21 protein-coding genes, 1 tRNA gene, 1 rRNA gene and 1 pseudogene are annotated in these 15771 nt (G+C 25.4%); 17 read left to right on the top strand and 7 right to left on the bottom strand.

Annotated elements, in window-relative coordinates; translation table 11 throughout:
- The first annotated feature begins 2 nt into the window (after positions 1 to 2).
- Positions 3 to 1643 (top strand): hypothetical protein, encoded by a 1641-nt coding sequence (locus tag ACIJYG_RS00860; protein ID WP_435097402.1) that lies wholly within the window; start codon positions 3 to 5, stop codon positions 1641 to 1643.
- A 124-nt stretch (positions 1644 to 1767) separates the two neighbouring features.
- Here the strand turns inward: ACIJYG_RS00860 and ACIJYG_RS00865 are convergent, their stop codons facing one another.
- Positions 1768 to 1911 (bottom strand): hypothetical protein, encoded by a 144-nt coding sequence (locus ACIJYG_RS00865; protein ID WP_435097405.1) that lies wholly within the window; start codon positions 1909 to 1911, stop codon positions 1768 to 1770.
- A 124-nt stretch (positions 1912 to 2035) separates the two neighbouring features.
- Between ACIJYG_RS00865 and ACIJYG_RS00870 the strand changes: the two genes are divergently transcribed.
- The 9 genes and pseudogenes from ACIJYG_RS00870 (at position 2036) to ACIJYG_RS00910 (ending at position 7838) form a co-directional block, all read left to right on the top strand.
- Complete coding sequence (locus ACIJYG_RS00870; RefSeq protein WP_435097408.1) at positions 2036 to 2986, top strand: O-antigen ligase family protein; 951 nt, start codon at positions 2036 to 2038, stop codon at positions 2984 to 2986.
- Between the two features lie 85 nt (positions 2987 to 3071).
- Positions 3072 to 3186 (top strand): 5S ribosomal RNA (gene rrf, locus ACIJYG_RS00875).
- 9 nt (positions 3187 to 3195) lie between these two features.
- Positions 3196 to 4082: pseudogene (locus ACIJYG_RS00880) on the top strand (NAD-dependent epimerase/dehydratase family protein).
- Positions 4079 to 4204, top strand: a complete 126-nt coding sequence (gene ykgO, locus ACIJYG_RS00885; RefSeq protein ID WP_008545413.1) for a type B 50S ribosomal protein L36 — start codon at positions 4079 to 4081, stop codon at positions 4202 to 4204. Before ACIJYG_RS00880 ends, ykgO begins: the two are co-directional and overlap by 4 nt.
- A gap of 5 nt (positions 4205 to 4209) precedes the next feature.
- Positions 4210 to 4320 (top strand): aa3-type cytochrome c oxidase subunit IV, encoded by a 111-nt coding sequence (locus ACIJYG_RS00890; protein ID WP_435097411.1) that lies wholly within the window; start codon positions 4210 to 4212, stop codon positions 4318 to 4320.
- A 9-nt stretch (positions 4321 to 4329) separates the two neighbouring features.
- Complete coding sequence (locus tag ACIJYG_RS00895; RefSeq protein ID WP_435097414.1) at positions 4330 to 5418, top strand: NAD(P) transhydrogenase subunit alpha; 1089 nt, start codon at positions 4330 to 4332, stop codon at positions 5416 to 5418.
- Between the two features lie 4 nt (positions 5419 to 5422).
- Positions 5423 to 5731: a proton-translocating transhydrogenase family protein gene (locus ACIJYG_RS00900; RefSeq protein WP_435097417.1), complete on the top strand. Its 309-nt coding sequence runs from the start codon at positions 5423 to 5425 to the stop codon at positions 5729 to 5731.
- A gap of 3 nt (positions 5732 to 5734) precedes the next feature.
- Positions 5735 to 7129, top strand: a complete 1395-nt coding sequence (locus ACIJYG_RS00905; protein WP_435097420.1) for an NAD(P)(+) transhydrogenase (Re/Si-specific) subunit beta — start codon at positions 5735 to 5737, stop codon at positions 7127 to 7129.
- A 7-nt stretch (positions 7130 to 7136) separates the two neighbouring features.
- The gene (locus ACIJYG_RS00910; protein WP_435097423.1) at positions 7137 to 7838 is read left to right on the top strand and encodes a transaldolase family protein; all 702 of its coding nucleotides are present in this window, start codon (positions 7137 to 7139) and stop codon (positions 7836 to 7838) included.
- On the opposite strand, the gene ACIJYG_RS00915 is transcribed toward ACIJYG_RS00910, so the two are convergent.
- A complete protein-coding gene (locus ACIJYG_RS00915) occupies positions 7818 to 8747 on the bottom strand; it encodes a lysylphosphatidylglycerol synthase domain-containing protein (protein ID WP_435098808.1) in 930 nt (309 codons plus the stop codon). The genes ACIJYG_RS00910 and ACIJYG_RS00915 overlap by 21 nt on opposite strands.
- 131 nt (positions 8748 to 8878) lie before the next feature.
- Here ACIJYG_RS00915 and ACIJYG_RS00920 point away from each other — a divergent pair, with 131 nt between their 5' ends.
- The 7 genes from ACIJYG_RS00920 to ACIJYG_RS00950 all read left to right on the top strand — a co-directional run bounded on the left by ACIJYG_RS00920 (position 8879) and on the right by ACIJYG_RS00950 (position 13475).
- A complete protein-coding gene (locus tag ACIJYG_RS00920; RefSeq protein ID WP_435097426.1) occupies positions 8879 to 9022 on the top strand; it encodes a hypothetical protein in 144 nt (47 codons plus the stop codon).
- A 132-nt stretch (positions 9023 to 9154) separates the two neighbouring features.
- Positions 9155 to 10297, top strand: a complete 1143-nt coding sequence (locus tag ACIJYG_RS00925) for an N-acetyl sugar amidotransferase (protein WP_435098811.1) — start codon at positions 9155 to 9157, stop codon at positions 10295 to 10297.
- A complete protein-coding gene (hisH, locus tag ACIJYG_RS00930; RefSeq protein WP_435097429.1) occupies positions 10298 to 10909 on the top strand; it encodes an imidazole glycerol phosphate synthase subunit HisH in 612 nt (203 codons plus the stop codon).
- Complete coding sequence (locus ACIJYG_RS00935; RefSeq protein WP_435097432.1) at positions 10899 to 11660, top strand: HisA/HisF-related TIM barrel protein; 762 nt, start codon at positions 10899 to 10901, stop codon at positions 11658 to 11660. The genes hisH and ACIJYG_RS00935 overlap by 11 nt, the downstream gene beginning before the upstream one ends.
- A gap of 6 nt (positions 11661 to 11666) precedes the next feature.
- Positions 11667 to 12245, top strand: a complete 579-nt coding sequence (locus tag ACIJYG_RS00940) for a hypothetical protein (protein WP_435097435.1) — start codon at positions 11667 to 11669, stop codon at positions 12243 to 12245.
- Positions 12246 to 12247: 2 nt separating this feature from the next.
- On the top strand, positions 12248 to 12682 hold the full coding sequence (locus ACIJYG_RS00945; RefSeq protein ID WP_435097438.1) for a hypothetical protein: 435 nt from the start codon (positions 12248 to 12250) through the stop codon (positions 12680 to 12682).
- A 1-nt stretch (position 12683) separates the two neighbouring features.
- Positions 12684 to 13475, top strand: coding sequence for a hypothetical protein (locus tag ACIJYG_RS00950; protein ID WP_435097440.1), 792 nt, complete (start codon positions 12684 to 12686; stop codon positions 13473 to 13475).
- Positions 13476 to 13843: 368 nt separating this feature from the next.
- Here the strand turns inward: ACIJYG_RS00950 and ACIJYG_RS00955 are convergent.
- The 5 genes from ACIJYG_RS00955 to ACIJYG_RS00975 all read right to left on the bottom strand — a co-directional run bounded on the left by ACIJYG_RS00955 (position 13844) and on the right by ACIJYG_RS00975 (position 15770).
- Positions 13844 to 13920: transfer RNA gene (locus ACIJYG_RS00955), tRNA-Met, on the bottom strand.
- A 6-nt stretch (positions 13921 to 13926) separates the two neighbouring features.
- On the bottom strand, positions 13927 to 14121 hold the full coding sequence (gene rpsU / locus ACIJYG_RS00960) for a 30S ribosomal protein S21 (RefSeq protein ID WP_008544401.1): 195 nt from the start codon (positions 14119 to 14121) through the stop codon (positions 13927 to 13929).
- A 54-nt stretch (positions 14122 to 14175) separates the two neighbouring features.
- Complete coding sequence (locus ACIJYG_RS00965; RefSeq protein ID WP_435097443.1) at positions 14176 to 14763, bottom strand: cell cycle transcriptional regulator TrcR; 588 nt, start codon at positions 14761 to 14763, stop codon at positions 14176 to 14178.
- Positions 14764 to 14994 carry a 50S ribosomal protein L31 gene (rpmE, locus tag ACIJYG_RS00970; protein ID WP_029455604.1) on the bottom strand — a complete coding sequence of 77 codons (231 nt, stop codon included), beginning with the start codon at positions 14992 to 14994 and terminating at the stop codon, positions 14764 to 14766.
- Between the two features lie 35 nt (positions 14995 to 15029).
- A complete protein-coding gene (locus ACIJYG_RS00975; RefSeq protein WP_435097446.1) occupies positions 15030 to 15770 on the bottom strand; it encodes an inositol monophosphatase family protein in 741 nt (246 codons plus the stop codon).
- Between the last annotated feature and the right edge of the window lies 1 nt (position 15771).

The raw sequence follows: 15771 nt of genomic DNA on the forward strand, positions 1-15771 counted from the left end.
TAATGATAAAAAAAGATACTGATTTATTTAAAATTATAGAAAAAAAAGATAAAAAAATATTAAAGTTATATGAAGAAATTACAGAAAAATTTTTTAAAATAAAGATTTTTAAAAGATATTTTTATTCATACTTTAAAAAAGGAAAAAAAAATATTTTATTTCAGACAAATATTACTGAAAAAAATTTATATAAGAACAAAGACGAGATAACTGATTTTCTTAAATTATTATCGATCAAGTATGTTAATAATAAAAAATTAGAAAAAAAATTAAAAATTAATTTAATTAAAAAATATAAAAATAAATCTCTATTATTTAAAATTTTAATTAATATAGTCAGAAGTCACAATCTATTTATAAGATATTTTATATACAGTATAAATTATAAAATAAGAAATTTTTTTAATGGTCGGGAAGTAGACTCTTCTAATGAAGTTATTATTTTTTCTTATCTGCTAAATCCAAAAAATTTAAAAAAATTTAAAGATCCATATTGGGGAGATATATCGTCTTTATTAAAAAAAAAAATTACATGGATTCATCATACCTATATTAACAAAGATAATATTGGAAATCTAAATTTAAAAAAATTTAATCAAAAGTTAAATGATCATAATAAAGATCAACATTTATATATAGAAGAGCTTGTTTCAGTTGGTAATTTTTTTAATATATATTTTTCATATTTATATTTATCAATAAAAAATTTATTTTTATTTTTAATAATGAAGTTTTCACTTAAAAATAATAATTTAACTAAATCTTTTTATTTAATTCATGAAGAAGTAATCTTAGAGTCCCTTATAGGTAGCACTTTTATTAGGGCTTTAATTTTTGATCAACACTTTGAGTATATTTTCAAAAAATTTAAGTCAGCTAAAAACTTTTTATATTTAAAAGAGGGTCTTAGTTGGGAAAAATCCTTTTTAGACAATTTCAAACAATATGCTAATAGAGAAAAAAAAATTTATGGCTATGTACATGTTCCAGTTAGATACTGGGATTTAAAATTAAATAAAATTAATAAGAGTATTCATTCATATCCAAGTGAATATTTGCTTGTATCATCTAAATCATGTAAGCGTAAATTGGTTAGCAAGTCACATAATAAAGACCAAATATTTTTAGTTGAAAGCTTAAGATTTAATAAAGGTAATAAAATAAAATCAAAAAAAAATATTAAAGATTATAAAAATAAATTTCTTTTACTAGGAAGCATTAATCAAGAAAATACCAAGAATATGATTAATGAAATATTAAAATATATAAAATTTTATAAACTTAATTTCACGATTGATTTTAAATCACATCCTGCAACAAATTTAGAACTTAATTCAGACTTAGTGCAAAAAATTAAAATCGATACTTTCAAAATACTCTCGCAGAGAAAATATAGTATGATATTTGTAGATTCTGACTCTTCTATTTCTTTAGAATTATTATCAGATAATTTTAAATTTCTTATATATAAAGACGCAAGTAATCTTAATACTAGCTTTTTAAGAAATGATAGATCAATTGGTTTTTTTTCTAAATACAGCGAGATCAACTCTCTAATGGTAAAAAACTTAAACAAAAAGAAAAAAAATTTATTTTTGTTAAATTCAAGTAATTATTCAAGATGGCGTCAATTATTAAAATGAAAATTTATATATTAAATTTTAATACTTTTTATTAGATTTTTGATATAAACAGCATTATTAAGCATATTATTGTGGAAAATAATTATTACACCAGTCATAGAAATTTATTATTTAAAATTTCAAGTTATTTATTTCTATCAATTCCTATTCTTCTTGTAACTGGACCATTTTTAAGTGATTTAGCCTTAAGTTTAATATCAATTTTTTTTTTAATCGAAATAATAAAATCAAAAAAATTTGAATATTTTAATAATAAGTTTTTTATCATTTTTTTATTATTTTATATTTATTTGATTGTTAATAGTATTTTTCAAAATCAAAATATTGACTCTTTTCGGATTTCAATAACGTACTTTAGATTTGGTGTTTTTAGTTTAGCTGTAGTCTATTTATTGAATCATGATATCAATATTTTAAAGAAATTATTTTATGTTTTTCTACTAATATTTTCTATTTTAGTTTTTGATGGTTTTTTTCAATTTTTTAGTGGTAAAAATATTTTAGGCTATATTCTTAACCCTGGACCAAGGGTCAGTAGTTTTTTTAATGAAGAGCTTATTTTAGGAAGTTATCTATCCAGGTTATTTCCAATTTTTTTTGGATTGATGGTCTATTTCTATAATACAATCAAAAAAACAACTTATTACTATAGTCTTTGTCTTTTTATTCTTTCTGAGATTTTAATATATCTTAGTGGAGAAAGAGCTGCCTTTTTTCATATGAATTTGTCTTCAATTTTTATCTTATTTTTTATAAGGAAATTTAGAAAAGTAAGACTTGTAATTATGTCATTATCTTTGATTTTTATTGTGGTTATAAGTAATTCATTTCCAGCCACTAAAAATAGAGTAATTGATCAAACAATCAAACAAATGAATTTATCAAGTGGTAAAGTTGACAAAGTACTTATTTTTTCAGAACAACATGATCATATAATAAGAACAGCATTAAAAATTGCAAAAGATAATATTTTTTTCGGAGTAGGGGTAAAAAACTTTAGACATTTTTGCTCCTATGATGAGTATGAAATCTCAATTTATTCCTGCAACAATCATCCACATAATACCTATGTGCAACTCGTGTCTGAATTAGGTCTGTTTGGGTTGTCTTTTGCACTTTATTTACTGTATCTATTATCTAAATTTACAATCATTCATTTTTTTAGATTATTTAAAAAAGAATATTATTTTGACGATTTTCAAGTTTGTCTCATTTCAGCTATTTTAATTAGTCTTTGGCCTCTCGTACCAACCGGAAATTTATTTAATAATTGGTTAAGTATTATTTATTATTTTCCAGTAGGAATCTTATTATGGAGCTTTAATAAAAAACGAAATGTTTAAAAAAATAAAAATATATCAATAATACAATACCTTAGGCATGAAAATAAGTATTGCAAATTTATAATATTTATATAAAAAGCACCTGCCTGGTGATTATTGCGAAAGTGTAATACCCGATCCCATACCGAACTCGGCAGTCAAGCCTTTCAGCGCCAATGGTACTTTGTCTTAAGACATGGAAGAGTAGGACATTGCCAGGCATATCTAAAATGAAAAATCTCATTATTGTAACTGGTGGCGCAGGATTTGTTGGATCTAATTTAATTAAATCACTTTTAAAAATAACAAATAAAAAAATTATTAGTTTGGACAACTATTCTTCTGGAAATAAAAAAAATCATCTAAAAGATCATAGGGTAAAATACTTAAAAGCAAATACTATTGATATTGATAAATATTTAAAAGATGTAAAAAAAAAAATTCATACAATTTTTCATTTTGGAGAATTTGCAAGAATTTATCAAAGTTTTAAAAAATTTGATGAGTGTTTTAAATCAAACTCTATTGGCACAAATGCTGTGTTTAAATTTTGTTTGAATAATGATATTAAGCTTATTTACTCGGCAACTTCAGCATCGCTTGGTAATAAAGGACATGATAAAAACTTATCTCCCTACGCTTTTACAAAATCTAAAAATTTAGAATTACTGGAAAATTTAAAAAAATGGTTTAATTTTAAGTTTGAAGTTATTTATTTTTATAATGTTTATGGATCAGGTCAAATTAAAGAAGGTGATATGGCAACAGTGGTTGGTATTTTTGAAGATCTTTATGAAAAAAAAAACCTTTAACAGTTGTTAAACCTGGAACCCAGACAAGACGATTTACCCATATTGATGACACTGTTAGAATTTGTATCAAAGCATGGAAGAAAAATAAATGTGCTCATTATAGTATTAGCAATAAAAAATCTTACTCTATTATAGATCTTGCTAAAATGTTTGAATCTAAAATTATTTACTTAAAACCAAGATTGGGTGAGCGATATGCGTCAGCATTAACAAAAATATCAAATAATCATAAAATAATTAATAAATACGGAAAAATAGATTTGAAAGATTATGTAACTTCGTTTATTAAAGGTGAAAAATTATGAAAATAAAAAGCTCATTAAAGTCAATTAAAAAAAGAGATCTTAATTCTAAACTTGTAAGAAGAAGAGGTCGTGTGTACGTCATCAATAAAACTAATCCAAAATTCAAAGCAAGACAGAAGTAATTTTTATGGATAATGAAAACCATAAAAATACCTGGAATAATTTTACTAAGTTTGTGTTGTGGGGAACTGTCGCGGTTATTGTTGTTTTAGTTTTAATGGCAATATTCTTACTATAAGATCAATGTATGAAAATTGCTTCTATTTTAGAAAACCAAAAAATTGAAAAGAGGATAGCAATTACTCCTGAGATTGCAAAAAAATATATATCAATTGGTCTCGAGGTCTCATTATCTGAAAACTACGGAAGTCATCTTGGAATAAAAGATGGAGAATATAAAGATTTAGGAGTATCAATTTCAAAAGATGAAAACAAAATCATATCTAATGCAGATATTATTGTTCAGTTAGGTTTATTAAGTGATGATAAAAATTCTTTTTTAAAAGAAAATCAAACATTTGTTGGAGTTTTAAACCCATATGACAATAAAGATAAAATAAATAATTTAGTTAAAAAAAAAATAAATACTTTTTCTCTTGAGTTACTCCCAAGAATAACAAGAGCTCAGTCCATGGATATATTATCCTCACAAGCAAACCTTGCAGGTTACAAGGCAGTAGTGGAATCTTTTGCTCATTTTGAAAAAGCAATTCCAATGATGATGACTGCAGCAGGAACAATACCAGCTGCAAAAGTATTAGTTGTTGGAGCAGGAGTTGCTGGGCTACAAGCAATTGCAACTGCAAAACGAATGGGTGCAATTGTTTTTGCAACAGATGTAAGAATGGCTTCTAAAGAACAAGTTGAAAGTTTAGGGGGGAAATTTTTAACAGTTGAAGGAGCTGAAAATTTAGAAACCGAAGGAGGTTACGCTAAAGAAGCATCAGACGATTTTAAAAAGAAACAAGAAGAATTATTAACAGAAACATTAAAGAAAATTGATATAGTAATATGCACAGCTTTAATTCCTGGAAAAAAAGCACCAGTAATTATTAAAGAGGGCATGATTAGTAATATGAGTTCAGGTTCGATAGTTTATGATTTAGCTGCTATTCAAGGTGGAAATACAGCACACACAAAAGTTGATGAAATTGTAGATATTAATGGTGTTAAAATAATGGGGGAAAGTAGTATATTAAATAAACTTCCAACTTCTGCATCAAATTTATATGCTAAAAATGTATTTAATTTTGTGTCGAATTTATATGATAAAGAAAATAATAAAATTAATATAAATTTAGAAGACGAGATAATTGAAAAAACGTTAATAAAATAAAATTATGGAAATAGATCCTTTTATATTCAGATTAAGTATTTTTATCCTTTCAATTTTCATAGGATATTATGTGGTTTGGAGCGTTACTCCATCACTTCACACACCTTTAATGTCTGTAACTAACGCAATTTCATCAGTAATTATTGTTGGTGCAATTATTGCAGCTTTATCAGGTAATAAAGGAGTAGTTTTCACATCTTCAAGTATTTATGGTTTTTTAGCAATTGTTCTTGCAGCAGTTAATATCTTTGGTGGATTTTTGGTTACTCAAAGAATGCTCGCAATGTACAAAAAAAAGAAAAAGGATAAATAATCTGTGTCTGCAAATCTTTCAGCAATTCTATATTTAGTTTCAGGTGTATTATTTATTCTAGCCTTAAGAGGACTATCTTCTCCTGAAACATCAAGACAAGGAAATTTATTTGGAATAATTGGAATGTTGATAGCTGTGACAGTAACATTTCTGTCTGTTGGTAATTTTAGTTCTGGATTTATTTATGTACTTATATTTTTAGCAATCGGTGGAAGCATTGGAGCATTTATAGCTTACCGTATACCAATGACTGCAATGCCTGAATTGGTTGCCGGCTTTCATAGTTTAGTTGGTCTAGCAGCAGTGTTTGTTGCAATTTCAGCATTTATAAATCCTGAAGCATTTAACCTTGGAACTCCAGGAAATATTAAGCTTGCAAGTTTAATAGAAATGGCTATCGGAGCAGCAGTTGGTGCAATTACTTTTTCTGGATCTGTTATAGCTTTTTTAAAATTACAAGGAATAATGTCTGGTGCGCCTATAACCTTTAAAGGTCAGCACTTATTAAATGCATTATTATTAGTATTAATTGTCATATTAACGATTTACCTTTGTTCAACACAATCAGCTAATTTATTTTGGATATTAATTGCAGTATCTTTTTTAATTGGATTTTTAATTATTATTCCAATTGGTGGTGCAGATATGCCTGTAGTAATTTCAATGTTGAATTCTTATTCAGGCTGGGCTGCAGCTGGAATTGGATTTACTTTAGAAAATACTGCTTTAATCATTACTGGTGCATTAGTTGGATCATCTGGAGCTATACTTTCATACATAATGTGCAAAGGAATGAATAGATCTTTCTTTAATGTTATTTTAGGAGGTTTTGGTGCAACAGATCAAACTTCAGGAAGTCAAAATAAAGAACAAAGGCCAGTTAAAAGTGGGAACGCTGATGATGCAGCTTTTCTAATGAAAAATGCTTCTTCAGTAATAATAGTTCCTGGTTATGGCATGGCTGTTGCTCAAGCTCAGCACGCACTCAGAGAAATGGTAGATACCTTAAAAAAAAATGACATCAAGGTTTCATATGCAATACACCCAGTCGCAGGTAGAATGCCTGGACATATGAATGTTTTACTAGCAGAGGCCAATGTTCCCTATGATGAAGTGTTTGAACTAGAGGAAATAAATAATGATTTTGCAAACGCTGATGTTGCTTTTGTAATAGGAGCTAATGATGTGACTAATCCAGTTGCTAAAACAGATCCACAGAGTCCAATTTATGGAATGCCAGTATTAGATGTTGAAAAATGTAAATCAGTTTTATTTGTAAAAAGAAGCTTATCACCTGGATACGCTGGAATTGATAATGATCTTTTTTATAAAGAAAATACATTAATGTTGTTTGCTGATGCAAAAAAAATGACTGAGAATATAACTAAAAATTTATAGCAGTTTAATGAAAACAAAAATATTTTGTGATATTGCAGACATAGAGTTAGTAAAAAAATTTAATAAAAAAAAAATTGTCAAAGGTTTTACTACAAACCCTAGTTTAATGCGAAAAGCAGGAGCAAAAAATTACGCTTCTTATGCAAAAAAAATTATTAAGTTAGTTGAAAATAAATCAGTGTCAGTTGAAGTTTTTGCTGACGATTTTCCTACAATGAAAAATCAAGCAATGAAAATAAATAACTGGGGAAAAAATGTATATGTAAAGATTCCAATAACTAATTCAATAGGAAAATTTTCTGGAAAATTGATTAAAAAATTAAATGAAAAGAATGTCAAACTAAACATAACGGCTGTATATAGCGCAAAACAAACAGAGAAAATTCTTAAAGTTTTAAATAATAAAACAAAAGTAATAATATCAATTTTTGCTGGAAGGGCAGCAGATGCAGGAAAAGATCCTATCCCAGAAATTAAAAAAAGTATTAAGCTTGCTAAAAAATTTAAAAATGTTGAAATTCTCTGGGCAAGTGTAAGAGAACCTTATAATTATTTGCAAGCTAAGAAATTAAAATGTCATATTATAACAGTACCTCCTGTAATAATTGAAAAAATTGAAAACTTTGGCAAGACATTCGACGCACTAACTAAAGAGACAGTTAATAATTTTTTAATAGATAGTAAGAAATCAAAATTTAGAATCCATTAATTTTTTATTGTACCAATGAATTCCTGAAAATAGAAATATCCAAAATAATATAGAAAAAATATTTAAAATTCTAAGACCAAATCCGATAAATATCATATCTAAAAAATCTTTTGTCACAAAAGCAGCAGAAATCGTTAGCGTAATTTCAAATAATCCAACAAAATTTACAAGCAATAAAGTAGAGAATAAAATAGAGCTTAGATAAATAAAAAAAGCATTTATTAAACTTATGTCAAGACCAAATTTTACTGTCGCAGTATAGAATATCAAACATTGCAATAGAGATAAAACAAAAAATAAAATAAAAATAAATTGAAAATATTTTTTATTTAAGAAAATAATATTTTTAATTTTTTTAAGTTCTTCATAAATTTTTTTAAATTTATTAAAATTTAATAATTTTTTTTTTAAAAATTTATAAATGTTTAGCCTATAAAAATATAATAAATAAACTAGAGTAAAAAATAATATAAAAAAAATTGCCAATGTTTTTAATTCAACTCCTGCAACTTTTAAAAAACCAAACAAAATTGCAAGAAAAAAAAAACAAATTAGTGAAAAAATTGAGAGAAACGCTTGGCTTAAAGAATATTCTAATAAAGTTATTTTAGAGTTATTTTTTAATTTATAATATTTGTAAAACAATCCACTACCTGGAATTATCATCCCAATCAACCCCCCTTGTAAAAAAGTAGAATTAATAAAAAAAAAATTTATCTTATCAGAGCTAATTTTTTTAATTATTGCAAAAAATAAAACAGATATTGCTAAATTATTTAAAAAAACTAAAAAAATTAAATCTATATTTTGAAGAGAAAAAATATAGGAAATTTTGGATAGTTGGATTTTATCTAGAACAAAAAGTAAAATAATAGTAATTAAAAAAACTACTTGAAGAAAAATGTTAATATATTTTTTTTTTTATACATGTATTATAAATTCTTCTAATAAACTCTTTATATATAAAAAAGTTGAAATCCAAGAAAATTATTATACATTGTGGCTATCCAAAGTCTGCTTCAGCTACAATAGTAAATGAAATGATCAAAATAGTTAAAAATTACAATGTAGTCAATGTAAATGAGGATCCCGAATTATTAAATACTTTTGAAGAAATATTAAATTTAGATGAAAGCACATATAAGAAAAAAAAAATTAAAGCGAATTTTCAAAGACACAAATAATAAATTGAAAAAACATTTCCAAATTAAAAGTAAATTATTTGATAAGTATTATATAGAATCAAAATTTTAAAATATAGAAAATAAAATGTTTATTGATTTAATACAGTATAATATGTAGTTTGATTACTTTTAATTATGATCACCCAAGCTTATAAAATCTGCACAAACTGTGTGATGGACACTTCCTCTCCAGATATTAGTTTTGATAAAAATGGTGTTTGTAATTATTGTTTTTCATATCTAAACAAAATTCGGAATAATTTTAATATACGTGTCAAAAATTTAGAATTGGAAAAAATTATAAAAAAAATAAAGAGCCATAGTTTAAAAAAGAAGAAAAAATATGACTGTTTAATTGGTATTAGTGGAGGACTAGATAGCAGTTATCTTGTTTATTATGTTGTTGAGAAATTAGGTCTAAAACCTTTGTTATTTCACGTAGATGCTGGATGGAATTCAAGTATATCTGCAAATAATATTGAAAAATTGGTTGATAAGTTAAATTTGGATTTAATTACTAAAGTAATTAATTGGAATGATATGAGAGATTTACATTTAGCTTACTTCAAATCTGGAGTACCAAGTTTAGATACAATTCAAGATCATGCATTTTTTGGCGCAATGTACAAATATGTTGAAGAAAATAATTTTAAATTTATTTTAACGGGAGCAAATTTTGCGACTGAATTTATTAGAGCGCCACTAGATTGGGCATATCATGCTTCTGATACAAAACAGATAAAAGACATACACAATAAATTCGGAGAAAGACAAATAAAATTTTTTCCATATTATGATATCTTTAGGTCGAGAATATATTTAAGAATTTTAAAAGGAGTAAAAATGTATCATCCTTTAAATTATATTAATTATGATAAAAAAAACTCAATTAAAACACTTAAAGAAAAATTTGGTTGGCAGGAATATGTCCAGAAACATCATGAATCAAGATTTACTGCATTTTTCGAAAATTACTGGTCATTAAAAAGATTTGGTCATGATCGAAGAAAATTGTCATATTCTGCAATGATTTTATCAGGACAAATGAAACGAGAAGAGGCTTTAAATAAAATAAAAGAGGAACCAATCAGTAATTTAGAATTAAAAAAAGAAATATCATTTGTTTGTAATAAGCTTGATATTTCAAAATCTGAATTTGAAGAATTCTTTAATTTAAGAAAAAAGAGTTTTAGAGATTATAAATCTAATTATTTTATTATTAATTTTTTTACAAAAGTACTTAATACCCTAAACATTGAAAAAAGAATTTTTTAAATGATAGGAATAATATCGTATGGTTTAGGAAATATACTAGCAATAAAAAATGTTATTGATGAAATGGGTGTTGAAATAAAAATTATTCAAAATCCTACTGAAATTAATGATGAAATAAATAAGATTATTTTACCAGGTGTAGGCTCATTTGACAAAGCAATAGAATTATTAGAAAAAAAAAAATTTATTGAGGCTATAAATAATTTTGTAAAAAAAAAAGATAATTACCTTTTAGGGATTTGTGTTGGTATGCAAATTTTGGCTACTAAAAGTGAGGAAGGCAAAAAAAAAGGACTTAATTTAATTCCAGGAACGGTAAAAAAACTTAATAAAGCAAATATACTTCCTCATATTGGCTGGAATAAAGTAAATAAAACAAGAAATAATTCTTTATTTGAAAATTTAAAAAATAAAAATAATTTTTATTTTTTACATTCATATTATTATGAATTGGATTGTGATGAATTTGAAATAGCCAAATCTTTTTATTTTCAACATTTCACTTGTGCAATATCATATAAAAATATCTATGGAGTACAATTTCATCCAGAAAAAAGTCATAAATCGGGTAAAATTATTTTTGAAAATTTTATAAATTTAAATGAAAATTAAAAGAATAATCCCAGCACTCACAATTCTCAATGGGGATTTAGTTAAAACACAAAAATTTGATCAATTAAATTATAATTATATTGGAGATGTATTAAACTCCGTCAGAATATTTAATGATAAAGAGGCAGAGGAAATAATTATAACTGATATAGGCTCTACAATTAATAATTCTGAACCAAATTTTGAATTGATTAAAAAAATATCAAGTACTGCAAGAATGCCAATCACTTATGGAGGTGGCATAAAAAATATTTATCAAGCAAAAAAAATTATATCTTATGGAGTTGAAAAAATATCTATAAGTTCAAAATTATTTAAAAATTTTGAATTTTTAAAAGAGTTAAATACAGAATTTGGAACACAAAGCATATCAGTTACAATTGATATAAAAAAAGTAAATAATGAATATTTTATTTATATTAATAACGGTAAATTGAATACTCAAATAAGGCCAGAGGATTTTATTGAAGGAATTTATGGTTATGCAGGTGAATTAATTATCAATAATATAGATAATGATGGAATGATGAATGGAATAGACGAAAATTATATTGAAACAATTTATAAAAAAATTAAAATTCCACTAGTTGTAATGGGTGGAATAGGAAGTATTTTGGAAGTTTCTAAAATTTTTAGAAAATTTGATATCATTGGAGTAGCTTGTGGAAGTTTATTTATCTACAAAGGCATAAATAAAGCTGTTTTAATTAATTATCCAAAAAAGGAAATTTTATCTAATTTAGACCAGTAATTCAAAATGACAAATTGGGAACTTTTTGAAGGAACAGATGAAGAGTGGGATCAAAATGTATTTAATTATGATGCAAATTATAGACAGTTAACATCATGGGCAGATTTAAAAAAACTTAAAAATTGGAAAGTATTAAGACTAGTATGCAAAAATGAAAAAAAAACATTAATACAAATATTTTATAAAAAATATTTTTTAGTAAATTTTATCTATTGTCCTGGAGGAGCCATAGGATCTTCTAAAAATCTAGATCAAGGATTTATAGATTCTGTTAAAAAATATACAAAATCCAGAGTATTTTATATTAGGATTGATGATAGCAGTAGTAATTTAGAAAATTTGAATTTCTTCAAAAGTTCTCAAATGTGGAGTAGACCAATTTATAGGACTAACGAGTCTAAGTGCGCTTATTTAGAGTTGGCTAAAGAATTTGACACAAAGAATATTTTTAAGCTTTCTTCTCGAGATTTTAAATATAGTTTAAAAAGGTCTAAAAAGAAAAAATTAGATTATCTACATACTTGCTCTCCTGACTCCAATCATTTAGTAGAAATAAGTCTGGGAATGTTTAAAAAAAAAAAATAAAAATGATGGAATATCAAGACTTTGAGGATTTTAAGTTCGCCTTGAAGAATAATATGCATTTTGTAATAGCTTATGATGAAAATAAAAATCCTTTAGCATACAGGGCTATTTTGGTTTTAAAAAATAAAGCTTGGGATATTGCAGCAGCGACTAGTTTAGAGGGAAGAAAAAAATTTGCAGGATTTGGTTTATTTGAGGAAGTGCTAAAAGTTTTAAAAATTCTTTCTATAGATCAATTTAACCTAGGTTCTCTAACATCTGAAAATAGAGGCGTAAACGACTTTAAGATTGGAACAGGTGCTAAAGAGCTGTTGTATGTAGGTGAATTTGAATATTGTAATTTTAAATATTTGAAGAAAATAATCAATTCTTTAATTGGTTTTACACTTTCAAAAAAACTTATTGGTTTTAATTTCTTAAGACGTTTATATTATTAAAATGTTAAAAAATTTACCCCACCCAAAAAAAATCATTAATGATGTTAGAAATAAAAATTATGTCATTTATGACAATGTAATAAATCAAAGAGTTTTTAAAGAAATTAAAAAATTTTGGATAGAATATTTTAAAGATTATTTGAAATTTAAAAGTAGTGATTTGTATGGTTCAACAAGAAGTTTAGGAGATGATAATTATAATTCTTTTAAAAGGGAAAAAAAAATAGTTATGTTTCGTAGAACAGAGTTTCCATGGAACACTCCAATTCACAAACCTACACAGAGATTAATTTTTGAACTTAATAAAGTTAGAAATTTAGCACTAGATCTTGATGAGAACCATGGTTTATTATTTAACCCTGATTTGGAGGTTTCTTTTTCACAAATTAATAATTACCCAGACAAAGAAGGAACGATGTTTCCTCACAAGGATACAAAGAAAAATAATTTATTATTAAGTTGTATGTTCAACATAACATCAAAACAATTAGATTTTGAAGATGGAGGTTTATATTTAATAATTAAAAATAAAAAAATTGATATTGACTCATTAATGCATCCTAGATCTGTTGTTTTTTACAATGGAAATTTAATTCATGGAGTGGATAAAATAAAATCCAGTAAAGGAATTGGAAGAATTGCAGGTTATCCAATGAAACAATTTTTTTTATCAAAAAGTAGAATCCCTAATTATGTCAAAAAAATTGTTAGAGTAGACAATGCTATTAGACGAAAATTTAATCTTAAATCAGCAGTAAAACAGGGAAATTCAGCTTTATTAAAAATGAAATAAAAATTTTATTAGAAATTAATATTGATTGTAATAATTGACTGAAAAAAATCTAGAATGTTGGATTTAATAAAAATAATCAAAAATAACTTTACTTTTACTCTAATCCTTTTTTTAATTATATTGAGTGTTTTTTTGTCGTCGTGACTTGATACTAAATATTTTTTTATATTAATATTTTTAACATCGTAATATTCTATTTTTCTATTTGTTCTTTCACTCCATAAGCTTTGATCTTTTTTATTAAATTTTTTTAGTTCTCTTAATACAAGCCCAGAAAAAGGATGATTTTTAAAAGTTAAAATTAAAATTTTAATTAGAATTTAATTTTAAATGTAAAATAATTAGATGTTAAATATGAAACTAGTTTTTGGTTGCGGGGGACGGATTTGAACCGCCGACCTTCAGGTTATGAGCCTGACGAGCTACCAGACTGCTCCACCCCGCGGTATATCTAAATTCTATTCTTTAGTTTATTTAACTTTTTAACTCTTTTAATATTTTCTTGTAGAATTCTTTTCTTCTTTTCTGAAGGTTTTTCATATGTATTTTTTAATTTTATTACCTTAAAAAAACCATCTCTTTGAAGTTTTCTTTTTAAAACTCTTAGAGCTTGTTCAATGTTGTTATCTTTAACTTCTATTTTCATATATTATTTTAAAGATGATTGGTTACCATTATAAGATTTTGATGTCTATTAAATTTATTCATTGTTAGATATTTCTTTAGATTGCTTTGCTTTCTCTTTCTCTTTCTTTTCTCTTTTAATTCTTCTTTCAGCTTTTTCTAAAGCTTCAATAAGATCTTTTTGACTAAAAAGGTTTAGAGCAACAGGATCTTTTGGATTTAGATTATTATAGTTCCAATAACTTTTATTTCTTATTGAAGTAACTGAATTTTTTGTAATACCAACAAGTTTTGCAATTTGAGAGTCTTTTAGCATATTATGCTGTCTCATTAACCATAAAGCTGAGTCTGGTTTATCTTGTCTTTTGGATAAGGGCACATATTTCTTAATTTTCTTATCATTATTCGATATTTCAATATCGGTACTTTTAATTAGTAATGGTCTATTTTCGTCCTTAGATGATAATTCAATTTCTTCTCTAGAAAGTTGACCAGAGATTATAGGATTATAAGCTTTAATTCCTTTTGCTACTTCGCCATCAGCAATTCCTTGAATCTCAACTTCATGTAAATTACAAAAATTTGCGATTTGTTTAAAAGTAAGTGTTGTATTTTCAACTAACCAAACAGCTGTAGCCATTGGCATCAAAGGTGCATTTGACATTTAATTTTTTTTATCTGATTTAAAGTTTTGAAATTTTTTATTAAATTTACTTATTCTACCTTTATCCATTAGCTTTTGTTTTCCACCTGTCCAAGCAGAATGAGATTTTGGATCAATCTCTAGTTTAAGTAAATCACCTTCAGCACCCCAAGTTGATTTTGTTTCAAATTGAGTTCCATCAGTCATTTCGACTTTAATTGTGTGATAATTTGGGTGTATGTCTTTTTTCATATCGAGACTTATAACAAAAGAATTTTATAACACAATTAAAAGTTAACTAAATTTTTCAACATTTTGTCATTAATTGCAGCACTTGAAGCCTTAATATCAATCTTATTTACATCAAATTTATGAATATCGTTTACAATTCCTCCTGCTTCTTTGACTAATATTTCTCCAGCAGCAATATCCCAAAGATTAATCTTATTATGAAAAAAACCATCAAGCCTGCCAGAAGCAACATAAGCCAAATCTAATGCTGCACATCCACTATACCTCATATTTAGATTACTAAATTTTACACCCTCATGATTACTTGAAAATAAACAATCATCAATTAAGTTTTTTTTAGAAACCCTAAGTCTTTGGTTATTCATAAAAGCTCCTTTTTCCTTTTCAGCAAAAAACATTTCATCTTTAATAGGGTCAAAAATTAAACCACTAATAATTTCATCTTTTGATTTAAGCGCAATGCAGATTGCAAAGTGAGGTATGCCATGTAAAAAGTTTGTTGTTCCATCAATTGGGTCAATAATCCAAATATTTTCTTTATCATTGTTTTTAATTATTCCAGTTTCTTCAGTTATGAAAGAGTAGTTTTTTTTAATTTTTGATAATTCTTCAATTAAAATTTTTTCTACATTTTTGTCAGTTTTTGTAACAAAGTCATAAGGTCCTTTTTTAGCTACTTGTAATTTTTCAACTTCACCAAAATCTCTAATAACAGACTTGGAGGCTTTTTCTGCAGCTTTTATCATTATATTGAGATTTGCTGATATAGATATCATC

This window comes from Candidatus Pelagibacter bacterium nBUS_27, from assembly GCF_051200985.1.
In the GTDB taxonomy this organism is placed as follows: Bacteria; Pseudomonadota; Alphaproteobacteria; order Pelagibacterales; family Pelagibacteraceae; genus Pelagibacter.